Genomic DNA, 18,161 nt, shown 5'->3' with positions numbered 1-18,161 from the left:
AAGAGTTTCCTTTGTTTCCGAACTTAGAAAATTTTTAGCAGGCATTAACTTTTTCTCAATATCATTATGTTATATTATACCAATATGCGTTTTAAATGCACAACAGCTTAATACCCGTTGCAGTCTCAACAACCACTTGCTTGAGAATTTTCAAACCCAGTCTGGCAATGACATCTTTAGGCAAACACAAAGTTGTCGCGCCCGTATCCACCAAAACATTTTCTAGAGTAACAGACCTGACTTGCTCGATGGGAATCAGACCATCTTCGGCTTTCCCTTCATCCAGCCGATTCGTAATTACTAGGGTTGTGATAACTTTTCCCATTGCGGTTTCCGTAGTTGTTTCCATTACGTTCAAATTATCATAAATTGCTGCTTTAATTTTAGCACATAGTTCCACATTTGGTAGGGCGACGACCTCCCACTTTACACCGCCCCCTGACGAATATATCAGGCTAAATCATCAAATTATTGCACCCCAATAAATTTGTGAGTTTGCAAAGATAGCCTGTAACTAGGATTTTGTTTCAGCAATTCCAAAATAATGGGAATTGCTGATTTTTGTGAGTTACATTCTGGTTGCAAGAAAACCGGAATATTCAGATTATTTTCCAAATGCTTGTGATAAAATTCAACTTCTTCGCCAGTGCTAATCACCAACTTAATTTCATTAGCTCTCGTCCAGAAAATCTCTTGCACCGGATATTTAGGATTGACGTGTTCCTTCGGAGAAAGAGTAATCCAAGCCTGCGGGGAAACATCCTGCCAGCAAGCGCCCGAAGTTTCAATACTCACCTGCTTGTCAGCTTCTAACAAAGCTTCAACTAACTCCGGCAAATCGCGGTGAATGAAAGGTTCGCCGCCAGTAATGACAACTCTCGGAGACTGCAATTGAGCGAGCAATTGGGCGATCGACTGCGGCACAGACGGCAAACCTTTGCCCCCATTTGCGTAGCCTGTGTCGCACCAAGGACACCCCACAGGGCAACCTGCCAATCTAATAAAATCAACTAAAGTCCCCGTCCAGTAACCTTCGCCTTGAACGGTACACTGAAAAGTTTCGTGAATTGGTAATTTTACCTGTAAATTAGACACCCGAAGTTACACCTCAAATCAATTAATTACGTTGTGTAGATAGAAGATTCTTAAATTGTTATTTCTTCGCGGTTTGCAGCAAATAAAAACAGTCCTGAACCTATAAACTGGGTTTCTGAAAAAAAATTATCCGTTTTATCCCAGAAGCTTGACCCAGCCAAAAAACGGATACCGTGCCACGTACTCCTGTCGTGGAAAGATAAAAATTTTAGAACCTAGTTCAATCTCCCAGATTGCATCTGTGGGGTAAATCTAAAATCTAAAATCTAAAATCTAAAATCGACTGACTCAGCAATCCGGTTTCTTCATAGCTTTGGTATGAGTCCTTAGAAATCCACCACAAACCGCAAACAACTCTTTAATTATCCTGTTCAGGTTCCATCAGAGTAGCCCAGCGACGTTTTAATGCCAAAGTCAGTCCGTCAGCAATGGGGACAACACTGAGAGTAACTCTGGGATCGTTACGCAATTTGTCGTTGAAACTACGAATGGCGAGGGTGCTTTCGTCTTGTACTTGAGGATCAGCAACTCGTCCAGACCACAGAACATTGTCAATTACAATTAAACCGCCATTGCGTACCAGTTGCAGCGATCGCTCAAAATAAGCCTCATAATTTTCTTTATCGGCGTCGATGAAGGCAAAATCAAAGGTTCCAGCTTGTCCCTCGGCTATTAGTTTGTCGAGAGTATTTATTGCTGGGCCCAACTGCAAAGAAATCTTATTAGCCACGCCCGCAGCTTCCCAATAGCGTCGTGCGATCGTAGTATATTCCTCGCTGACATCGCAGGCAATAATTTGACCGTTAGGAGGCAGCGCTAAAGCTACGCAAAGCGAGCTATAACCAGTAAAAACGCCAATTTCTAAGGTTTTGGTCGCTCCCATAAGCTGCACCATGAGCTCCATAAACTGACCTTGTTCGGGAGCAATCTGCATCTGGGCCATAGGATGCTTAGCAGTTTCTTCCCGTAGTGAAGCGAGAATATCTGGCTCCCGCAGAGAAATAGATAACAGATAATCGTAAAGTTGATTTTCTAAGCCAATAGTTGAGTTCGCCATAGGTTTGTCCTTGCTGCTGACTTTTGATTTGAGATTGTAGACGCGCAGTTAATAGAAATCGAAGAATGTAGAGTTAATTTTGGCATCTATTTTGCTGTGGCTGATGGCAGGTTGCAGTAGCAGTGTCTCGGTTACACAGAGGCAACTTGCAAAACGCGCGCTCTACTTCCAAATCAGTTTATCTCAGCCACAGGTGATTTAGCACCTCTGGAAAAGAAAAATGGATAGAAGGGAGCGTTTTGAGATTCCTGCTTTTTTAGCACCGCGTAACGCCGTTAGCGATACCAGTTCAAAAAATGAATGCAACTATATACAATCTGCAAACCCATACATAATCAGCCATTTCCCATCTCAAATCTCAAATGGTATGAGTTGGGCAGAAAGTGACCGAAAGCATCCAGGATACAAGCCCCCGGATTCATCTCGCGCAAGTCAATGCTTCAATTCTTTAATCTAAAATCTAAAATCTAAAATCGATTGACTTCATCCTGATTACTAACTAGACGAACTGCGAAAAACATAAGTATGTCATTGCCAGTGAAATGAAGCAATCCCAAAGGTTGTGATTCGTTTACATTTTGTTACATTGTCATTTTTTTTGTGTCGCTCTACTTAATCCCGAATGACTAATTATTGAGGATTTACGCACGCCCAAAAAACAAACCGTTTCCTTTAACTCTTGTTGATGGGTTAAAGCCGATATATTTTCCTGAAACAAACCAGGGAGCGGGAAATCCTGGTGTCCCGGAGTATTACTATTCACTAATAAACTGAGTTTAATAGGACGATTACTTAACTGTCACAGCTTATTCCTCCACACCTAAACAAGCTACCCACAATCAAAATAACATTGCACGATTCAGGTAGAGCAAGTATTTGTGGGAAAAAGCGAGGTTTCTAGCAACCCTTGACCCGCACTATTACTCATAACTAAGTAACCGGGATTAATAGGACGATCGCTTAACTGTCACAGCTTATTCCTCCATACCGAAACAAGCTACCCACAATCAAAACAACATTCCACCAAGGCATCGCTATGTATTACACTTTCGCAGGTTTTGGTGCCGTCACAGGCATATTTTTGCTGCTAGTTTTTGCCATTCTGCAATGGCTGCACGTCTCCGCCGGCAGTTTTATTGATTGGATAATTGCCATTGCTATTTTTGAATGGCTGTTGTTAATAGTTACAGTTCCCTGGAATATCCATTTTGAAGCTAAAGAAGTTTTAGCACAAGCCGCAGAATCGACTAAAAAAAACATTGCTGTCGATCAGGAACAAGTCAAATACGTTACTGTATTAGTTAGCCGATCGCTCTTTGTGGCGATCGCACTTCACCTGTTTAGCGCGATCGCACTTTACGCCCTAGCCGCCGCCGGAATTAGTGCGATTGGCTATCTCAGTTCCGCTGCTGCACTGCTGTTAACTGTACTGCGTCCAGCTATCCGAGGTTATCAGTATTTAGCCCAGCGGCTGACAACTATCCGCCGCCAATTTTTGTACCCCCGTGAAGATATTGTCGAACTCCGCAGCCGCTTTGCAGTATTAGAATCTACAGTTAAAGATTTGAGCAATCAATTAAGTTCAGACAATCCGAATTCGTGGGTGGCTGTCCAAAATCGGGAACGGGAAGCTATCAGAAGAGAACTAACTACTTTATCCGCATCTCTACAATCTTTGCAAGCGACAAATCAGGCAGAACACACTAAACTGAGAAGAGATGCAGAAAGTGCGATCGCCCAACTCACCGATGACGGACAATTTCTCAACCACGTCCGCGAAATCATCCGCTTCTTTAAAGAATCCTGAAGTCAGTTGATAGTTGACTGTTGACAGTTGTCTGTTGACAGTTGACTGTTGTCTGTTGACAGTTGTCATTAGTTACCAATGCCCGATGCCCGATCCCCGATGTCCGATGCCCAATTCCCAATTCCCAATCTTTAGATAGATGCCAAATAGTCGCAGATAGTGAAAATTTAAATAAAAACATAATTTTATCAGTCTTCAGGAAGACTCCATCAAGGTATTTTCCCTAACAGCAATTTTTCGCAAACTATAACCAAAGATAGTTTGTGAATGAGCTAGCTTTGACCTAATATTTAAATATAACGCAAAGACCTTTTTGAAAAGATAACGCAGGAATAAATCATGACTAATCGCCAACCAATACCCCCCAAAGAAGAAGTTAGCAAATCAACACCGACCGACGAACAAATCGAAGCCAATATGGAAGCCCCCCACTACGACAGGGGCATTACTCCTGCGGAGACAGCAGCGCGGCAAGACCGGGAAGGCGCTAATTTCATGCACACAACCACCGAAGGGAAGCAGAAAAGTGCAAAAACTGATGACCAAACCGATGACGAAAGCATTCACACTACAGATGGTTATACAGTAGACCAAGAAGGTCTGGTTAACAATTACGCGATCGAACCCGAAATGTACATCAACGAACCGGGCGATTTGAGAGCAAAAGAAGAAGCCGAAGCGGCAGAACGCGCTCGAATTCTTGCAGAAATCAAGGATAAAAAAGGCGAGGAAGGAAAACTGACAATGGATGCAGACACCCGCGGCAAAGGGCCGGGAATTATCTAGATTGTGTGGTTGGTAGTTGCATTTGGGCGCGGGAAATTGCAACTGCAAACCAAAGGGGCGGGTTTTTATAGTTCCGGCAGTGATCGATCCATATTTCCGGTAAAACCCGCCCCTATTTTGTTTTCCACATCTGTTTCTTGAGTTGAGAGGTTACATCGTAAATCTCTCAATTACCCTATCAATCGGCTACTTTTCACACCCAGCGCAAAAACGCCTTAAAATTCCTCAAGCTTTAACATTTTCCCTCAGCCAATTAAACTTAGCCTCAGCTAGCGCCAAATTTTCCAGGACGTTAGGATTGATATCCTCGCGTTCAAATTCGGGTTGATCTAATTCTATATTGCGACCATATTCTATATGTCGGATCGTACCGCGCATCCTATCTGCCAGACACAGTGAAATTCCATAATAAAACCGGGAAGCAAAGCCCATATCGTTTTGAAGTTTGATTACTAACTGCCGCCTAGGAATTGCCAGCAAGTGAGTTTCTTCGATCGCCTTTACCGTTGCCAAAGGAGGGCGAGCGTCAATGAAAGACACTTCTCCCACCAGTTCTCCGCTGGCTATTTTAGCGAGCTCTCTAGTCCGCTCAGCCTCGATTAAAACGCTCAAACTCCCATTCAAAACAATGTATAGCGCATCTATCTGTCTCCCTTCATGGATCAACATCCCACCCGGATCTAGAACTTCCTTTTTGCCTTTTTGAACGATCCAGTTGATATCGTCATTATTTAACTGGCTCAAAATAAAAAGTGCTTTTTTTCGGCTGCTGTCGGTCATAAGTTTTAGCTCTCGATCGCTTCTTCTTTATATAAAATTTAGATGGCGCGCGATCGCAACTTCTTCCGAAGCAGTCCTCGCTCAATAGAGTTTTTTTTATCCTGCCTAACTTCTTCGCAAAACCCATATCGGGCAGGCTTTGCCAATAGCAGATGAATCATGCTGAAGCATGATCTCTCAATACTAGCATTTGTTAAACAATCTTTTTTTACTCGATCGACCTCCCCAACCTCCCGCGAAATTCCCGTCTCAAAAGGAAGTGGGTTCACCCGCCCTGCTTTGGTGCGGGATGGGGCGCGGTAGACAATGCTCCGCGCCCAGTCTTGCTCACTAAATCGATCGCAAATCAGGATAGCCGCCCAACATATCGTCAGCAGTCAGAGTGTCCCCGTTCGCTTGAGGAGTCCACAGCACCTCAACCGCCAGCAACTGCTCGCTCGATACTCCCCCAATCTGACGCAAAGCTTGGCGCAAATCTTCAGAGTTTTTCACTGCTGGCAATTGCAATTTACCTTGAGTACCCACAATCACCGTCACCACAATAAATTCCCCAGGCTCTGAATTCACATCAGAAGCCACCAGCGCCCCATTTTCCTGCAAACCTGGCAGGATATTGCTGCTCCCTGCTTGCCGGAGCTGATTGTTATAATTCGAGAGCGTTTCTTCAGTAAATTTACTGCGTTCTGCCAAAGAAAGTTGATTAAACTTAGCTTCGGCTGCTTCCAAGCGAGTTTGCACAGATTCAGCGCCCGCGTAAACCCAGTATTCAGGATGCCGCAGCAGCGCCAGAGTAGATTCTTGCAGCACTTGAGCGCGACCGGCTGCTGTATCGGTATCCGCTTTTCGCGCTAGGGAGTCGAGTTCGGCTTGCAAACCACGGGCCTCTGCTAGCAAACCAACTTGCAAGCGGGCGACAGATACAGTGGTAGTAGGGGCACTGTTGCCCAGTTCGTCAGTTCCGCCCCCGGCGCGACGGAAGCTTTGGACAAGGAAATTAGCGATCGAAATAAAAATCAAAATCGAGAATAGGCCACCAAACCCGCCCCCAAAGCCAAAAAACGGCAGTAAGAACGGGAAACCGAAGCCGCCGCCAAAGCCGCCACCATAGCCGCCGGGGTAGTAGCCTCCTCCCGACGGCGCGTAAGTGCGACTAGGAGACGAGTAACTGCGCGCCGGAGCACTAAAAGATCCGCCGCCGATGCGTCCGCCGCTGCGGGCAGCCAGAGCTCCATCAGCGTTACCGAGGGCTAGCGTCAGTACCAGACCGATCGCAAATAGTGATTTCAAAAGCGGTTTGATCTTTGAAATTAGTTGCTTGTACATAAGACCGTTACTATTCGATACATTTATAATTTACAGTCTATCCTCGCTTCTGGGCAGCCTGGTTATAGGTGTGAAGCCAGCGAGATATCCGTACCAACCGAGCCCACCACAGTTATGCCTGAGTCTGCAAACGAGAAAAGCTAGAAAGGACTTGCATTCCTTACTACTTAATTCTTGCACCATTCTCAAGAGCAGGCTGGCGGGCCTGTTCCACAAAAACTGAATTTCCTGTGGGGATTACGGCTTGGGATCTTCTAGCCCGCCCCTAAAATGGTTATTGAGAATGGTGCAACATCTCAGTTACTACAAAGAATCGACATCCTGGCTTTTACAGAACTTTACTTAAGTACAGGGCGATCGGCCAACAATAAGCTCTAGACTTTTAAAGAAACGCCGCGAGTCCTCAAAAACAGGGCTTTATCTACCGTAAAAAAAACATTATGTTTCCAACTCACCGCCCCCGCCGCCTCCGCAACCATCCCCAACTCCGCCGGATGGTACGCGAAAATATCTTGACAACCAGCGATTTAATTTACCCCCTATTTGCCGTACCGGGGGAAGCTTTTGCTAAAGAAGTCACATCGATGCCCGGAGTTTACCAGCTATCGGTAGACAAAATAGTAGAAGAAGCAAAAGAAGTCTACGACCTCGGCATTCCGGCTATTATTTTATTCGGCATTCCCGCAGATAAAGATACAGACGCGACAGGTGCTTGGCACGATTGTGGCATCGTTCAACAAGCGACGGAAGCAGTTAAAAAAGCTGTACCAGATTTAATCGTCATGGTCGATACTTGTCTGTGCGAATATACCAGTCACGGTCACTGCGGCTATTTGGAAGTCGGAGATTTAAGCGGCCGCGTCTTGAACGATCCCACACTAGAATTGCTGAAGAAAACCGCAGTGGCTCAAGCTAAAGCCGGTGCAGATATTATCGCACCTTCGGGAATGATGGACGGTTTTGTCGGAGCAATTCGCGAAGGATTGGACTCCGCTGGATTTGAAGATATTCCTATCATGTCTTACGCGGCAAAATACGCCTCAGCTTATTATGGCCCATTCCGAGATGCAGCAGAGTCTGCTCCGCAATTTGGCGATCGGCGCACCTATCAAATGGATCCAGGAAACGGCCGCGAAGCTCTGAAAGAAATTGCTCTCGACATTGCCGAAGGCGCAGATATGCTCATGGTTAAACCCGCTTTAGCTTACATGGACATCATCTGGCGCGTGAAGGAAGCAACTAACCTGCCAGTTGCTGCTTACAACGTTTCTGGAGAATATGCGATGGTGAAAGCCGCCGCCCTCAACGGTTGGATAGATGAAGAAAGAGTAGTGATGGAAACTTTGACAGGATTCAAGCGTGCTGGTTGTGATTTGATTTTGACTTATCACGCCAAAGACGCCGCCCGCTGGCTGCAAAACTGATTCACTTGATTTGAGATTAGAGATTAGAGATTTGACTCCACACCACAATCTTCGGCTGTTCTTGTGGAGTCAACACCTCTCTCGATAGATGATTTTTGAGCAATTAGGCAAGACACTAGCTATAGCTTAAGCTTACCGATACACGACGCCTCGAAACCGGGTTTTTACCGTTTCAGTGGGCTGTAACTGAGATATTGCACCATTCTCAGGAACAGGCTTTTCGGCCTGTTCCACAAGAAAATTCACTCTTTGTGGAATAGGCCGAAAAGCCTGTTCATAAAAAGCTTATTGACAATGGTGCAACATTTCTGTTGTAACGAAGTATTGCTATGAAAAAACCCGGTTTCTCTGTAGACAAACTCCCAACCCCTAAAAAATCTGTCATTCCCCATCTAAAATCTATAATCTCAAATATCAAATGGTATGAGTTATAAGTTGGGAATTTTGAGTCAAAGACTTTTTTTCAAAATTTACCCCAAAAAGTATTAATCATCACCGAAATTAGTTAGAAAATATGTATGAATAAAAATAGTTTTGTAAATGGGGAATTCAACCATTGATCGTTCCCAAGCAAAATCAACTTTCACTCGTGTAAAACAGTAAAAGTAACACTGTTGAGATACAAATTCAAGGCAGATTGAGCATGACATCAACGACTAGGGATTCCAGTCACATTCAATTTTGTATAGGTCGCGATCGCGCCGACATCGTACAGATCCAAGAACTATTTAAAGCCGCCGCCTTTTGGGCGAGGGAACGCAAGATAGAAGATTGGGAAATTGCGATCGCCAACAGCGAACCAGTTGTTACAGTTTGGGACGGCTCACGGGCGATCGGCTTTGCCAGAGCCACCTCAGATGGCATCTATCGAGCCACCATCTGGGATGTCGCCATTCACCCGGATTACCAAGGTGCAGGACTCGGCCGCAAATTAGTGCAAACGGTCTTGAGTCACCCTCGGATGTGCCGAGTAGAGCGAGTTTACCTGATGACAACTTACAAACAAAGCTTCTACGAGCGCATCGGTTTTCAGCAAAACGCTAGCACCACAATGGTACTTGAAAATCAGCTTCTAGAAGAAAATCTCGAATTAGAAATTAGCAACGGCGAATTGCTAACTGCTAATTGTTAAATCCGCACAAAAATTGCACCAAAATCTATAATATGTAGGGTGCGTCGCAGCGCACCTTACTCCCTATTAGACATCTCCAATAATTCTTGTGGAACAGGCATCTTGCCTGTTCAAGACAGGCTTTTCACTGCTTCGTGAAACTTATCTAAACTTGTCTAAACTCATTTTTAGACACAATTCGAGTTCACTTCCTACGCTGTTGGGTAGACGGCTAATCCCAAGATAAGTAGGCTATTCCCCTCAAGCCGAGGGTTCCCAATTTAAAATATTCAAACTTGCGTTAAAATCCCGATCCAAAGATATGCCACAAGTAGGACAGTCAAAAGTCCGAACGCTTAGTGGCATATCTTTTTTTGTGCCACAATTTGAGCATGTTTTCGTACTAGGGAACCACTGGTCTACTCGCACTAAACTAGCTCCATACATTTGGCATTTGTAGTCGAGCTGACGTTTGAATTCGTAAAATCCCAGGTCAGATATTGCTCCAGCTAACTTATGATTCGCCATCATTCCTTGAACATTCAAGTTCTCAATCTTAATTAGCTTGAAAGTTTTAGCTAGGTAAGTTGTTAACTTGTGAAGGAAGTCTAAGCGAATACGAGCGACTCGTGCATGGAGCTGACTAATTTTGTTGTAGGTTTTGCGCTGATTTCGAGAGCCTTTTACCTGTTTAGATGCTTGGCGCTGTAAAGTAGCAAGCTTGGTTTTCGCACTGGCTATTAGCGGCTTTGGTGCATCAAAACTCTGTTGGGTTGATAGCGTGGCCGCATACTTGATGCCGACATCAATTCCCACAGAACCTTCAGACTGCCCACCGGGCAGGCGCTCTGCATCAACACAAAAGGAAACTTTCCCAGCGATTCCCTTCTTTTGAAACCGTAAAAGTTTGAGAAATCAAACCACATTCTAACGGCTCAAAAAGTCGAAAAGTTCCCAACGTAGGAATCTTGATAGTGCTACCAGCGACTAACAAAACTTTACCGTTAGATGAATCAACCGTAAAAGATTGACCGTCTCGGCGGCTGGCGAACTTCGGATGACCTGCTTTCCCCGAACGATATCGACTAAAAGCATCTTTTAAGTCAATCAAAGCGTTTTGATAAACTCGGCTAGACAACTGGTTCATCCAAGCAAATTCAGACGTTTTCTTGACGTGATTGGTGAGAACCTTCTTGACTTCGTTGAGTACCTTCGAGTCGGTAAATTTCCCCTCACTGTACATTTGAGTTCGCAGGCTCAACCCAAAATTGAAAACTACGCGCCGGAATCCTGCGTGTTTTGCCATCAACGTCGCTTCCTTGTTATTTAATTTTAGCGCCCGCTTGACAGCAAACATGAAACTTCCTCTCGGTGATTAACTGTGAATAAGTTTAGCAAAGTATTTGGCACTTAAGTTTCACTCCTATGTCTATTAAATCCCATAGATTGCTCGTTGCCGAACTTTCTTCATCAGAAAGTTGCCAAAGGAATAGAACACTGAGTCCGGTTAAAATTGCACTCTTCGGACTCAGAAGGCACGGCCAGAACCTCCAACTTTCCGCTCATCAAACTTAAAAGAGTCTGATTCATCAATAACCTCATTCCAGAAGACACCTGAGAATTATCGCTGCTCTTGGTAATATCACACTCCAAATCGTGCTTCAGCAAATCCCAAGACTCGCTCCAAGCACTCACTGAACGCTGATCGTCCACCCAAATTTGAACGTATCCAGATTCCGGCGAAACATGGGCAGACACAGATATACTCCCCTCTTCCATCTGAGCAACAGCAGTATCTACCAAATTGACTAAAACTTGCCTAAACCTCGGCAAATCTGCCAATACATAAATCCCCGGATCTGGCGGCAATATCTCCAAACGAATGCCGCGATTAGCAGCTTGCAAGTAAGTTAAATCATCAACCTCGTCAAAAACCTTAGCTAACTGAATCGGCTCAATATCCATCCTTTCAGTGCCGTGTTCAGTTTTAGCAACAGAGATAATTTCATCTATTAATTTCACCAGCTTGAGTGCCGCGACGTGAGCTTGCTCGACAAACTCTCGTTCCTCAGCAGGATCGTCGCACAAATCCGAGAGAATTAATTGCAGCGTACCAATCATAGTGCTCAGGGGCGATCGCAACTCGTGAGAAGTTCGAGCCAAAAAACCCGCCTTAAATTGGCTCATCTCCGATGCCATCTGATAAGCCAATTGAGTTTGCTTAAGTTGCTCGGAAAGAGCATCAAACTTCTCTAAGTGAATTTCTTGAGGAGGTGGGGCTACTTTGGGCGCCGGTTCGGGCTGTTGCGAGCTTTTTTGCCGCAGGCGCCAAATCAAACTGCTTCCCAAACCCAGCCCCAGTCCCATACCTAAATATATAAAGTTGCTCCAGCCGATCGGCGCCATATTGCTTTGCCTTGGAGTTTAGCTTTTAGCATTCTAACTCGATCGTGCCTTGTCGCAATATTTCCCACCCGCTGCCCGTCCATTTAGCCACAGTCGAAGGCAAACTCGAAGCTGTTGTCGCTGTTGCTAATTCAGAAGGAACTAATGTCAAGACTTCGGGAAACTGAGCCTCAATTTCTGCCACCGATTCCAGAGGCGGCTGACCGGATAAATTAGCACTGGTAGTAGCCAAAGGGCCTGTCTGCTCTAGAATCTTTAGGGCAAGGGGAAAGTTAGGAACTCGTACTCCGATTGTAGTTGGGTCGATCGAATTCATGGCCGCTGGGACTTTTGCCGAAGCCGGCAGTACCAAAGTTAACGCCCCCGGCCAATAGGATTCGGCCACTTGCTGCCACAATTTAAACTCTGCTGGACTCCCCTGCACGTAAGGCCATAAAGCCTGGGCGGATGCTGCCATCAAAATCAGCGGTTTGTCTTGACTGCGGCGTTTAGCTGCAAAAATCAACTCCGAGCGATCGGGCCGCGCAGCCAAAGCGGGTACAGTATCTGTAGGAAAACTGACGATATAATTACCAGAAATTGCCCCTTGAACTAGGGCATCGATCGCAACTTGTGTCATGCCATTTTAGATTTTAGATTTTAGATTTTAGAATTGCGGCATATTCTTGAAAGCTAAAGACGGTAGGCTAAGGCAAAGCGATCGATTCCTGCTAAATCCGAAAATATCTGAACTTTGCCATAACTCCCGTGACTTTCGAGCATATCAGCTACCGCCTCAGCCTGTCCCGCCATCATCTCAACCAACCAAACTCCCCCGGATTCTAAATAATCGGGAGCCGTTTCTACCAAATGCCGGATGCACTCTAACCCGTCAAAACCGCCGTCTAAAGCCAGATGAGGTTCGTGCTTCAAAACTTCCGGTTGCAGAGTCAGCACCGTGCTGCTGGGAATATAAGGCGGGTTAGACACCATGCCGCTGACTTGACCTTTGAGAAATTCTAGGGGTTCCCACCACAAACCTTGATAAAAATTAATTCGCGATTCAAAGCCCAAATTCTCAGCATTCAGTCGAGCAACTGCCAAAGCTTCCGAACTGCAATCTACCGCATAAACCCTAGCATTTGTCAACGCAGAAGCTAAGCCGATCGCGATCGCCCCGCTGCCCGTCCCCAAATCCACCCAATGCGATTTGGCAAATTCTCCCCCCCGAAGCTCGGAGAAGTTTAAATCTTCTCCCCCCCTTAGTAAGGGGAGGTTGGGGGGGGTAGATTTTTGATTGATATTTTCTGCTTCTAAACGGCTTTTAACAGCTTCTACAGCCAAATCGATCAGCAATTCCGTTTCAGGACGCGGAATTAGCACCGCCGGCGTTACTTTGAGCGAAAAATCCCGCCAATGTGCAACTCCCGTTAAATACTGCACCGGCACCCGTTCCTGTAAGCGCCGCTGCCACAATTGAGCAAGTTCCGATAAAGACAACTTTAATTCAATTTTTGGCAAATCTTTAAACGACTCCAAACGCAGAGCCAACCTATCCAAACCAGCCAGCTCTTTCAGCAGCCAGTCGATTTCTACTAGGGGAATGTCAGAGGATATCGCCTCGGTTTTAGCTTGATTCGCCCATTCCCAAAGCTCTAAACCAGAAACAAACATAAGACTTTTTGGGAATTGGGCATCGGGCATCGGGCATCGGGAATTGGTAACTAATGACAACAGTCAATCGATTTTAGATTTTCGATTTTAGATTTTAGAGGCGACCCACGGATAAATGCGGGGGCTCTTCTGATTTTCGATTTTCGATTTGGGATTGATTCCACGGATAAATCACGTGGCGGGTACCACCTTTGAAATTCGTGGTCAACAGTCAACAGTTAACAGTTAACAGTTAACAGTCAACTGTCAACTGTCAACTGACTAAATATTAGCGAGCTGGAGCCGGAGCTGGAGCCGGTCGAGCTGGAGCCGGAGAGGCTGGAGCCGGCCGAGCTGGAGCCGGAGCAACCTGTGGATTTTGGCCCGCACCGGCAGGTTGGAGCGATCGCACAAATTCCAGCGACTCCCGCGACGGAATCAAAATCATTTGGGTCAAAAACGGGTCGTTCTCAGTACGCAAAGCTTCCAAAACGCTCTCCAAGTTCACCACCTCAATCTTAATTGTGGCTGTCACGTTGGGCTGCTGCTGCTTAAAACGCTCGACCATTCCCTGTAAATCCTCCTTGTTAAAAAACAAGGGAATCACCTCTTGCTGACCCCGCTGAATCGTCAAATAACCATTTTCTGCGCCGCCTCTTGCCAAAAATAGAGGTACACCGTTGAATTCGTTAACTTGTTGACCAGTCTGCTGAAGTACAGTTTTAGCCGACTGCACCTGCTGCGGAGCCGGAACGAAAGCAAATTGCACTTCCTCCGGCTTGCCTTTATTTGCTTGAGTGATCTGATAAATTTCCCCCAGCGACACCGGCATCACGCGCACCGTGGCCGCCAACTGAGGATTTTTGGTTTTCAGTTGATCGACAAAAGCTTGAGCGTCTTTCTGGCTGATGAAAATTCCCGCCACGGAAGCATTACCAGTTTGACCCTGACCCTGCTTGGGAACAGAAGCGATCAGGGGCGCACCCTGAGCGTCTGTAATCGTAAATACTGGTACCGGGCGCAATTTTTCCAAAATTTGCGGCTCCGGCAGTGCCAGTGCAGACATCTTGCCAATTGGGGAGGGGCCCAGCAGAGTGCTGCCGACAATTCCCAATATTGCGCCCAAACGAACTAATGATTTCATGTTTTTTCCATCAGGAGCGATCCTGAAACACATTAACGCAAAGACTGGCGACTTAACACGATCGGCAAAAACTGCCTCAATTTGTTTTCATTTTGACGAAATGTAAACATCAGAGAATCTTATGCTTCAATCTATTATTTAACATTGTGCGATCGGGATGACAGGATTTGAACCTGCGACATCCTGCTCCCAAAGCAGGCGCGCTACCAAGCTGCGCTACATCCCGGTGTGATAGTTAGCTATCTTTTAACCATTAACTCACAAAACCCCTCCCTTGTCAAGCTTTTTTTGATTTTAGCTTTCAATTCAGCTACGGCGAAGTTGTCTTCAAGTTGTGCAGTTCGATCGTACTTGCTTTCGCTGCGGGGATACATCCAATCGTAACTGACCGCAGCGCACAGGAAGAGGAGGTGTTGGCAGCGTCAATTGCATTTCCTCAACAAATCAACGCCGACCTGCACCTCGCTCGCTAATCAGGGTACCAAAACATACCTTTAATCCCCTCTGGATCGGACATAAAGCCCAAATTGCGGTAAAAATCCACCACTTGAGGGTCAGCAAATAAGGTAATGTTGCTGATATCTTCACTGCGGAGTTTTTTAATGATGTATTTCATCAGCGCCTTGCCCATGCCCTTGCCCTGGTAGTCAGGATGAACTACCACATCCCAAAGCGTGGCATTAAAAGCATGGTCTGAAGTCGCTCTGGCGAAACCCACCAGCCGTCGCTGGCTGCCCCGCATCTCCCACATAGAGACGACTAGGAAGCTGTGCTGAATAGCTTTTTTGACTTTACGCAGGGGACGGCGGGACCAACCCACTGCATTACAAAGTTCTTCGAGTTCGTAGAGGTCAATGTCCCGATCGCAACTGAAAAAGATGCGAGCGTTGCCGCTGGCGGGTTTGCGAAACGTTGGGGAAAGCGGATCGCCTAACCCAACAGCCACATCTTCCTCAAAATCCGCTGTTTGGGGTACAGAGGCAGACTCAGAACTACTAAATAAGTTTTTCCAAAAACCCATGCAGGCGCGGTTAAGGTAGTAGAAGTTGGACGACGAGAAAGAGAACCAGACAGATAAACCCACTCCAATCGGCGTAGGATCAATTGCCGGTAGCCTCTTGAGGAACAGTTTACGGTACACTCATCTTACGCCGAAAACAGGGATTTGTCGTCCAACATTGAGTCTGCGCTTTTTTGATTCTGTCAAGTTTGGTAGAACTGTTCTGCTAGCCAGTGCCCGGACAACCCGCTTTTAAGGTAAAATTTGTTGCCGAACCAGGACAGAGGCATATTGGGAAATGCTTCTTTTGAGTGCCGCCGATCGCGCCGGAACTTACCCTTGGTGGAAATACCACTGGAATGGCGCAACGGTGACATTCTCGTGATAAGTTCTCTGACAGATTTGACTTTTGCTTTTAGTGAGGAGACGGGCACAATTTAAGTCGAATCGTCGAATCGAAAATCCCATTGCCATAAGGCATGGAAGAGTCAATACCTCGTATATCTCCCGCACCTTCTCCTCAATTATGGCTTCGGGTTTAAAACCATCTACACTAGAACTTCTCAAGCGCTTTAACCGAGCGTTTCCGCAGTTTTATGAGCAATTTGTCAGCAGCGAAATCCAGTTGCAAAACCTCAAATTAGCTTACCAGCTTTACAAAACTCGGCAAGCAGTCATCGAAATCCGAGCCGAAGGTAACAAAAGTGCCCTGCATTTTGCTTACCGGAACCAGTCTTTTCTATTGAGCGATATTTTTGGAGTGCTCGCGGCCTACGGACTGACAATTCACAGTCTGAGTCTGTACGGTCAAATTTACCCGCCGATGCTGGTATTTATCAAATTGGTAGTATCTCGCGGTGGCAAGGTACTGGCAGATAAAACAGCAGAAAACGTCTGTAGGGCGGTTCGAGAGGCATTGGCGGGGCATTTTGAGGTTGAAGAGATGTTGGCGGTGGAATTTAATTTAGACGCGGGTTTAGAAGATGTGGCAACTGAATTCTACGTCGATCCGGTTTTCCACTTGCCAGCTTTGCTGATTGAAGCAGATAATCAACCTGGACTTTTTTACAAAGTTATGTATGCCATTTGGCAAGAGGATTTATTGGTAGTAAATGCTAATTTGCTGGTTTGGCGGGGGCGAACTCGCCTGATTCTCTACTTGTTGGGGCCCAATGAAAGTTTAATTCCTGAGTATCTGGGGCAGAAAATCGCTGAGGGGGTGCGACAAAGATTGCTAGGCGAGCGATTTTAGGGATACCACTGACAATCAAGCATCCAGGATACCCGCCACGTGATTCATCCGTCCAGAAATAAAAAACCTGTATCCGATAAAGGATCCCCCGAATTTATCCGTGGGGTCAATGCTTCAATTCTTTAATCTAAAATCTAAAATAGACTTCTTGCAAAAGTCCTTTCGATCAAATTTTCGGACGGGCTCTCCGGCCCATCCCACAAGAGAAAAAACTTTTTGTGGGACGGGCCGGAGAGCCCGTCCCAGCTATTTTTGCAAGAGGTCTAATCTAAAATCGATTGACTAGGCGTGAAACCGGGTTTTTGGTCAAAACCTTATTGTTGAGAAAGTTAAACCAAGCCGATCGCCCGAGCGAATTACTGATACCTCTGTGTTGATTTCGGGATAGGATAAAATTATGGCAACCATCGACATCCTAGGGGTTCGGCACGCTTACGATTTGACGGCTCCGACTGCAACTTCCCCGGTTCTGGTATTTGTCCACGGCTGGCTGTTAAGCCGCCACTACTGGCAACCTTTGACCGATCGCTTGGCATCAAACTATCAGTGCCTTACCTACGATTTGCGTGGGTTTGGCGATTCTCAATCGGACGATCGCGTTCATCATGGGCATTCCGAACCGCTAAATTCCTGCTACACTCCCGCAGCTTACGCTCGCGATTTGGAACTTTTACTCGAAAAACTCGATATATCTTCTGCTTGGCTGGTGGGACACTCTCTCGGCGGTACGATCGCTCTATGGGGAGCCAGCAAATTGTCCGATCGCGTTAAAGGCGTTGTCTGCATCAATGCAGGAGGCGGCATCTATCTAAAGGAAGAATTCGAGCGGTTTCGAGCCGTCGGCAAGCAGCTAGTGAAAATGCGTCCCGGCTGGCTGCCTCACTTGCCCTTAGCAGATTTCGTGTTTGCCCGCGATTCTGTAGCCCGCTCGATCGGCAGATCCTGGGGACGGCAGCGCTTAATAGATTTCGTGGGAGCTCATCCAGAGGCAGCCTTGGGGGCTTTATTGGACTCCACCACAGAAGCCGAGATTCACCTCCTGCCACAAATTGTGTCCAGACTCAAGCAGCCTGTTTATTTTATTGCCGGTACTAAAGACAAAATTATGGAACCAAAATACGTGCTGCATTTGGCTAGCTTTCACTGGATGTTCCAAGATTGTGGCGAGAATGTCCTTCAGCTTCCCGATTGTGGCCATTTGGCAATGGTGGAACAGCCGGATGCAGTGGCTAGTTACCTGCAAAATATTCTGAAAGAACATGATTAGAGGGCATGGGGCATGGGGCATGGGGCATGGGGCATGGGGCATGGGGCATGGGGCATGGGGCATGGGGCATGGGGCAT

19 protein-coding genes, 1 tRNA gene and 1 pseudogene are annotated in these 18,161 nt (G+C 46.2%); 7 read left to right on the top strand and 14 right to left on the bottom strand.

Annotated features, from left to right (window positions below; all coding sequences use genetic code 11):
• Positions 1-109 precede the first annotated feature (109 nt).
• From QUA16_RS29965 to QUA16_RS29955, 3 genes and pseudogenes are all read right to left on the bottom strand, one after another.
• Positions 110-349, bottom strand: a pseudogene (locus QUA16_RS29965) (aspartyl protease family protein); the annotation flags it as partial.
• A gap of 119 nt (positions 350-468) precedes the next feature.
• Positions 469-1,095: a 7-carboxy-7-deazaguanine synthase QueE gene (locus QUA16_RS29960; protein WP_333107804.1), complete on the bottom strand. Its 627-nt coding sequence runs from the start codon at positions 1,093-1,095 to the stop codon at positions 469-471.
• A gap of 358 nt (positions 1,096-1,453) precedes the next feature.
• On the bottom strand, positions 1,454-2,152 hold the full coding sequence (locus tag QUA16_RS29955) for a class I SAM-dependent methyltransferase (RefSeq protein ID WP_333107805.1): 699 nt from the start codon (positions 2,150-2,152) through the stop codon (positions 1,454-1,456).
• Positions 2,153-3,188: 1,036 nt separating this feature from the next.
• On the opposite strand from QUA16_RS29955, the gene QUA16_RS29950 reads away from it, so the two are divergent.
• A complete protein-coding gene (locus QUA16_RS29950) occupies positions 3,189-3,959 on the top strand; it encodes a hypothetical protein (protein WP_333107806.1) in 771 nt (256 codons plus the stop codon).
• Here the strand turns inward: QUA16_RS29950 and QUA16_RS29945 are convergent.
• Positions 3,946-4,140, bottom strand: coding sequence for a hypothetical protein (locus QUA16_RS29945; RefSeq protein ID WP_333181568.1), 195 nt, complete (start codon positions 4,138-4,140; stop codon positions 3,946-3,948). The two genes, QUA16_RS29950 and QUA16_RS29945, sit on opposite strands and share 14 nt — an antisense overlap.
• A gap of 158 nt (positions 4,141-4,298) precedes the next feature.
• On the opposite strand from QUA16_RS29945, the gene QUA16_RS29940 reads away from it, so the two are divergent.
• Positions 4,299-4,745 carry a hypothetical protein gene (locus QUA16_RS29940; protein ID WP_333107807.1) on the top strand — a complete coding sequence of 149 codons (447 nt, stop codon included), beginning with the start codon at positions 4,299-4,301 and terminating at the stop codon, positions 4,743-4,745.
• Between the two features lie 225 nt (positions 4,746-4,970).
• On the opposite strand, the gene QUA16_RS29935 is transcribed toward QUA16_RS29940, so the two are convergent.
• Positions 4,971-5,525 carry a cyclic nucleotide-binding domain-containing protein gene (locus QUA16_RS29935; protein ID WP_333107808.1) on the bottom strand — a complete coding sequence of 185 codons (555 nt, stop codon included), beginning with the start codon at positions 5,523-5,525 and terminating at the stop codon, positions 4,971-4,973.
• A gap of 330 nt (positions 5,526-5,855) precedes the next feature.
• The gene (locus QUA16_RS29930; RefSeq protein ID WP_333107809.1) at positions 5,856-6,848 is read right to left on the bottom strand and encodes a DUF1517 domain-containing protein; all 993 of its coding nucleotides are present in this window, start codon (positions 6,846-6,848) and stop codon (positions 5,856-5,858) included.
• Between the two features lie 440 nt (positions 6,849-7,288).
• Here QUA16_RS29930 and hemB point away from each other — a divergent pair, with 440 nt between their 5' ends.
• Positions 7,289-8,272, top strand: coding sequence for a porphobilinogen synthase (gene hemB, locus QUA16_RS29925; protein WP_333107810.1), 984 nt, complete (start codon positions 7,289-7,291; stop codon positions 8,270-8,272).
• A gap of 643 nt (positions 8,273-8,915) precedes the next feature.
• Positions 8,916-9,404, top strand: a complete 489-nt coding sequence (locus QUA16_RS29920; RefSeq protein ID WP_333053288.1) for a GNAT family N-acetyltransferase — start codon at positions 8,916-8,918, stop codon at positions 9,402-9,404.
• Between the two features lie 240 nt (positions 9,405-9,644).
• On the opposite strand, the gene QUA16_RS29915 is transcribed toward QUA16_RS29920, so the two are convergent.
• The 8 genes from QUA16_RS29915 to QUA16_RS29880 form a co-directional block, all read right to left on the bottom strand.
• Complete coding sequence (locus QUA16_RS29915) at positions 9,645-10,199, bottom strand: RNA-guided endonuclease TnpB family protein (RefSeq protein WP_333107811.1); 555 nt, start codon at positions 10,197-10,199, stop codon at positions 9,645-9,647.
• A gap of 37 nt (positions 10,200-10,236) precedes the next feature.
• Positions 10,237-10,740, bottom strand: coding sequence for a helix-turn-helix domain-containing protein (locus QUA16_RS29910; protein WP_333107812.1), 504 nt, complete (start codon positions 10,738-10,740; stop codon positions 10,237-10,239).
• 113 nt (positions 10,741-10,853) lie between these two features.
• Entirely contained in the window at positions 10,854-11,789 is a 936-nt protein-coding gene (locus QUA16_RS29905; RefSeq protein WP_333107813.1) for a sensor histidine kinase, read from the bottom strand.
• A gap of 25 nt (positions 11,790-11,814) precedes the next feature.
• Entirely contained in the window at positions 11,815-12,408 is a 594-nt protein-coding gene (locus tag QUA16_RS29900) for an L-threonylcarbamoyladenylate synthase (RefSeq protein ID WP_333107814.1), read from the bottom strand.
• Between the two features lie 53 nt (positions 12,409-12,461).
• A complete protein-coding gene (locus tag QUA16_RS29895) occupies positions 12,462-13,442 on the bottom strand; it encodes a HemK/PrmC family methyltransferase (RefSeq protein WP_333107815.1) in 981 nt (326 codons plus the stop codon).
• A 268-nt stretch (positions 13,443-13,710) separates the two neighbouring features.
• Complete coding sequence (locus QUA16_RS29890) at positions 13,711-14,565, bottom strand: Tic22 family protein (protein WP_333107816.1); 855 nt, start codon at positions 14,563-14,565, stop codon at positions 13,711-13,713.
• Positions 14,566-14,717: 152 nt separating this feature from the next.
• Positions 14,718-14,791, bottom strand: a tRNA-Pro gene (locus QUA16_RS29885).
• 243 nt (positions 14,792-15,034) lie between these two features.
• The gene (locus QUA16_RS29880) at positions 15,035-15,586 is read right to left on the bottom strand and encodes a GNAT family N-acetyltransferase (protein ID WP_172187348.1); all 552 of its coding nucleotides are present in this window, start codon (positions 15,584-15,586) and stop codon (positions 15,035-15,037) included.
• A 246-nt stretch (positions 15,587-15,832) separates the two neighbouring features.
• Between QUA16_RS29880 and QUA16_RS29875 the strand changes: the two genes are divergently transcribed.
• The 3 genes from QUA16_RS29875 to QUA16_RS29865 all read left to right on the top strand — a co-directional run bounded on the left by QUA16_RS29875 (position 15,833) and on the right by QUA16_RS29865 (position 18,084).
• On the top strand, positions 15,833-16,006 hold the full coding sequence (locus tag QUA16_RS29875; protein ID WP_333181566.1) for a hypothetical protein: 174 nt from the start codon (positions 15,833-15,835) through the stop codon (positions 16,004-16,006).
• Between the two features lie 85 nt (positions 16,007-16,091).
• Entirely contained in the window at positions 16,092-16,817 is a 726-nt protein-coding gene (locus QUA16_RS29870; RefSeq protein ID WP_006631881.1) for a hypothetical protein, read from the top strand.
• A gap of 397 nt (positions 16,818-17,214) precedes the next feature.
• Entirely contained in the window at positions 17,215-18,084 is an 870-nt protein-coding gene (locus QUA16_RS29865) for an alpha/beta hydrolase (protein ID WP_333107818.1), read from the top strand.
• Positions 18,085-18,161 lie beyond the last annotated feature (77 nt).

Origin of the sequence: Microcoleus sp. S13_C3 (assembly GCF_036700905.1) — a bacterium.
In the GTDB taxonomy this organism is placed as follows: Bacteria; Cyanobacteriota; Cyanobacteriia; order Cyanobacteriales; family Microcoleaceae; genus Microcoleus.
The sequence above is the reverse complement of the archived record's forward strand: the minus strand, read 5'-3'. Positions and strand labels throughout refer to the sequence as shown.

What these genes read in the sequence shown, in the direction of transcription:
- QUA16_RS29955 (WP_333107805.1), bottom strand. Translation starts at nt 2,152, where the DNA reads ATGGCGAACTCAACTATTGGCTTAGAAAATCAACTTTACGATTATCTG.
- QUA16_RS29950 (WP_333107806.1), top strand. Translation starts at nt 3,189, where the DNA reads ATGTATTACACTTTCGCAGGTTTTGGTGCCGTCACAGGCATATTTTTG.
- QUA16_RS29945 (WP_333181568.1), bottom strand. Translation starts at nt 4,140, where the DNA reads ATGTTTTTATTTAAATTTTCACTATCTGCGACTATTTGGCATCTATCT.
- QUA16_RS29940 (WP_333107807.1), top strand. Translation starts at nt 4,299, where the DNA reads ATGACTAATCGCCAACCAATACCCCCCAAAGAAGAAGTTAGCAAATCA.
- QUA16_RS29935 (WP_333107808.1), bottom strand. Translation starts at nt 5,525, where the DNA reads ATGACCGACAGCAGCCGAAAAAAAGCACTTTTTATTTTGAGCCAGTTA.
- QUA16_RS29930 (WP_333107809.1), bottom strand. Translation starts at nt 6,848, where the DNA reads ATGTACAAGCAACTAATTTCAAAGATCAAACCGCTTTTGAAATCACTA.
- hemB (WP_333107810.1), top strand. Translation starts at nt 7,289, where the DNA reads ATGTTTCCAACTCACCGCCCCCGCCGCCTCCGCAACCATCCCCAACTC.
- QUA16_RS29920 (WP_333053288.1), top strand. Translation starts at nt 8,916, where the DNA reads ATGACATCAACGACTAGGGATTCCAGTCACATTCAATTTTGTATAGGT.
- QUA16_RS29910 (WP_333107812.1), bottom strand. Translation starts at nt 10,740, where the DNA reads ATGTTTGCTGTCAAGCGGGCGCTAAAATTAAATAACAAGGAAGCGACG.
- QUA16_RS29905 (WP_333107813.1), bottom strand. Translation starts at nt 11,789, where the DNA reads ATGGCGCCGATCGGCTGGAGCAACTTTATATATTTAGGTATGGGACTG.
- QUA16_RS29900 (WP_333107814.1), bottom strand. Translation starts at nt 12,408, where the DNA reads ATGACACAAGTTGCGATCGATGCCCTAGTTCAAGGGGCAATTTCTGGT.
- QUA16_RS29895 (WP_333107815.1), bottom strand. Translation starts at nt 13,442, where the DNA reads ATGTTTGTTTCTGGTTTAGAGCTTTGGGAATGGGCGAATCAAGCTAAA.
- QUA16_RS29890 (WP_333107816.1), bottom strand. Translation starts at nt 14,565, where the DNA reads ATGAAATCATTAGTTCGTTTGGGCGCAATATTGGGAATTGTCGGCAGC.
- QUA16_RS29880 (WP_172187348.1), bottom strand. Translation starts at nt 15,586, where the DNA reads ATGGGTTTTTGGAAAAACTTATTTAGTAGTTCTGAGTCTGCCTCTGTA.
- QUA16_RS29870 (WP_006631881.1), top strand. Translation starts at nt 16,092, where the DNA reads ATGGCTTCGGGTTTAAAACCATCTACACTAGAACTTCTCAAGCGCTTT.
- QUA16_RS29865 (WP_333107818.1), top strand. Translation starts at nt 17,215, where the DNA reads ATGGCAACCATCGACATCCTAGGGGTTCGGCACGCTTACGATTTGACG.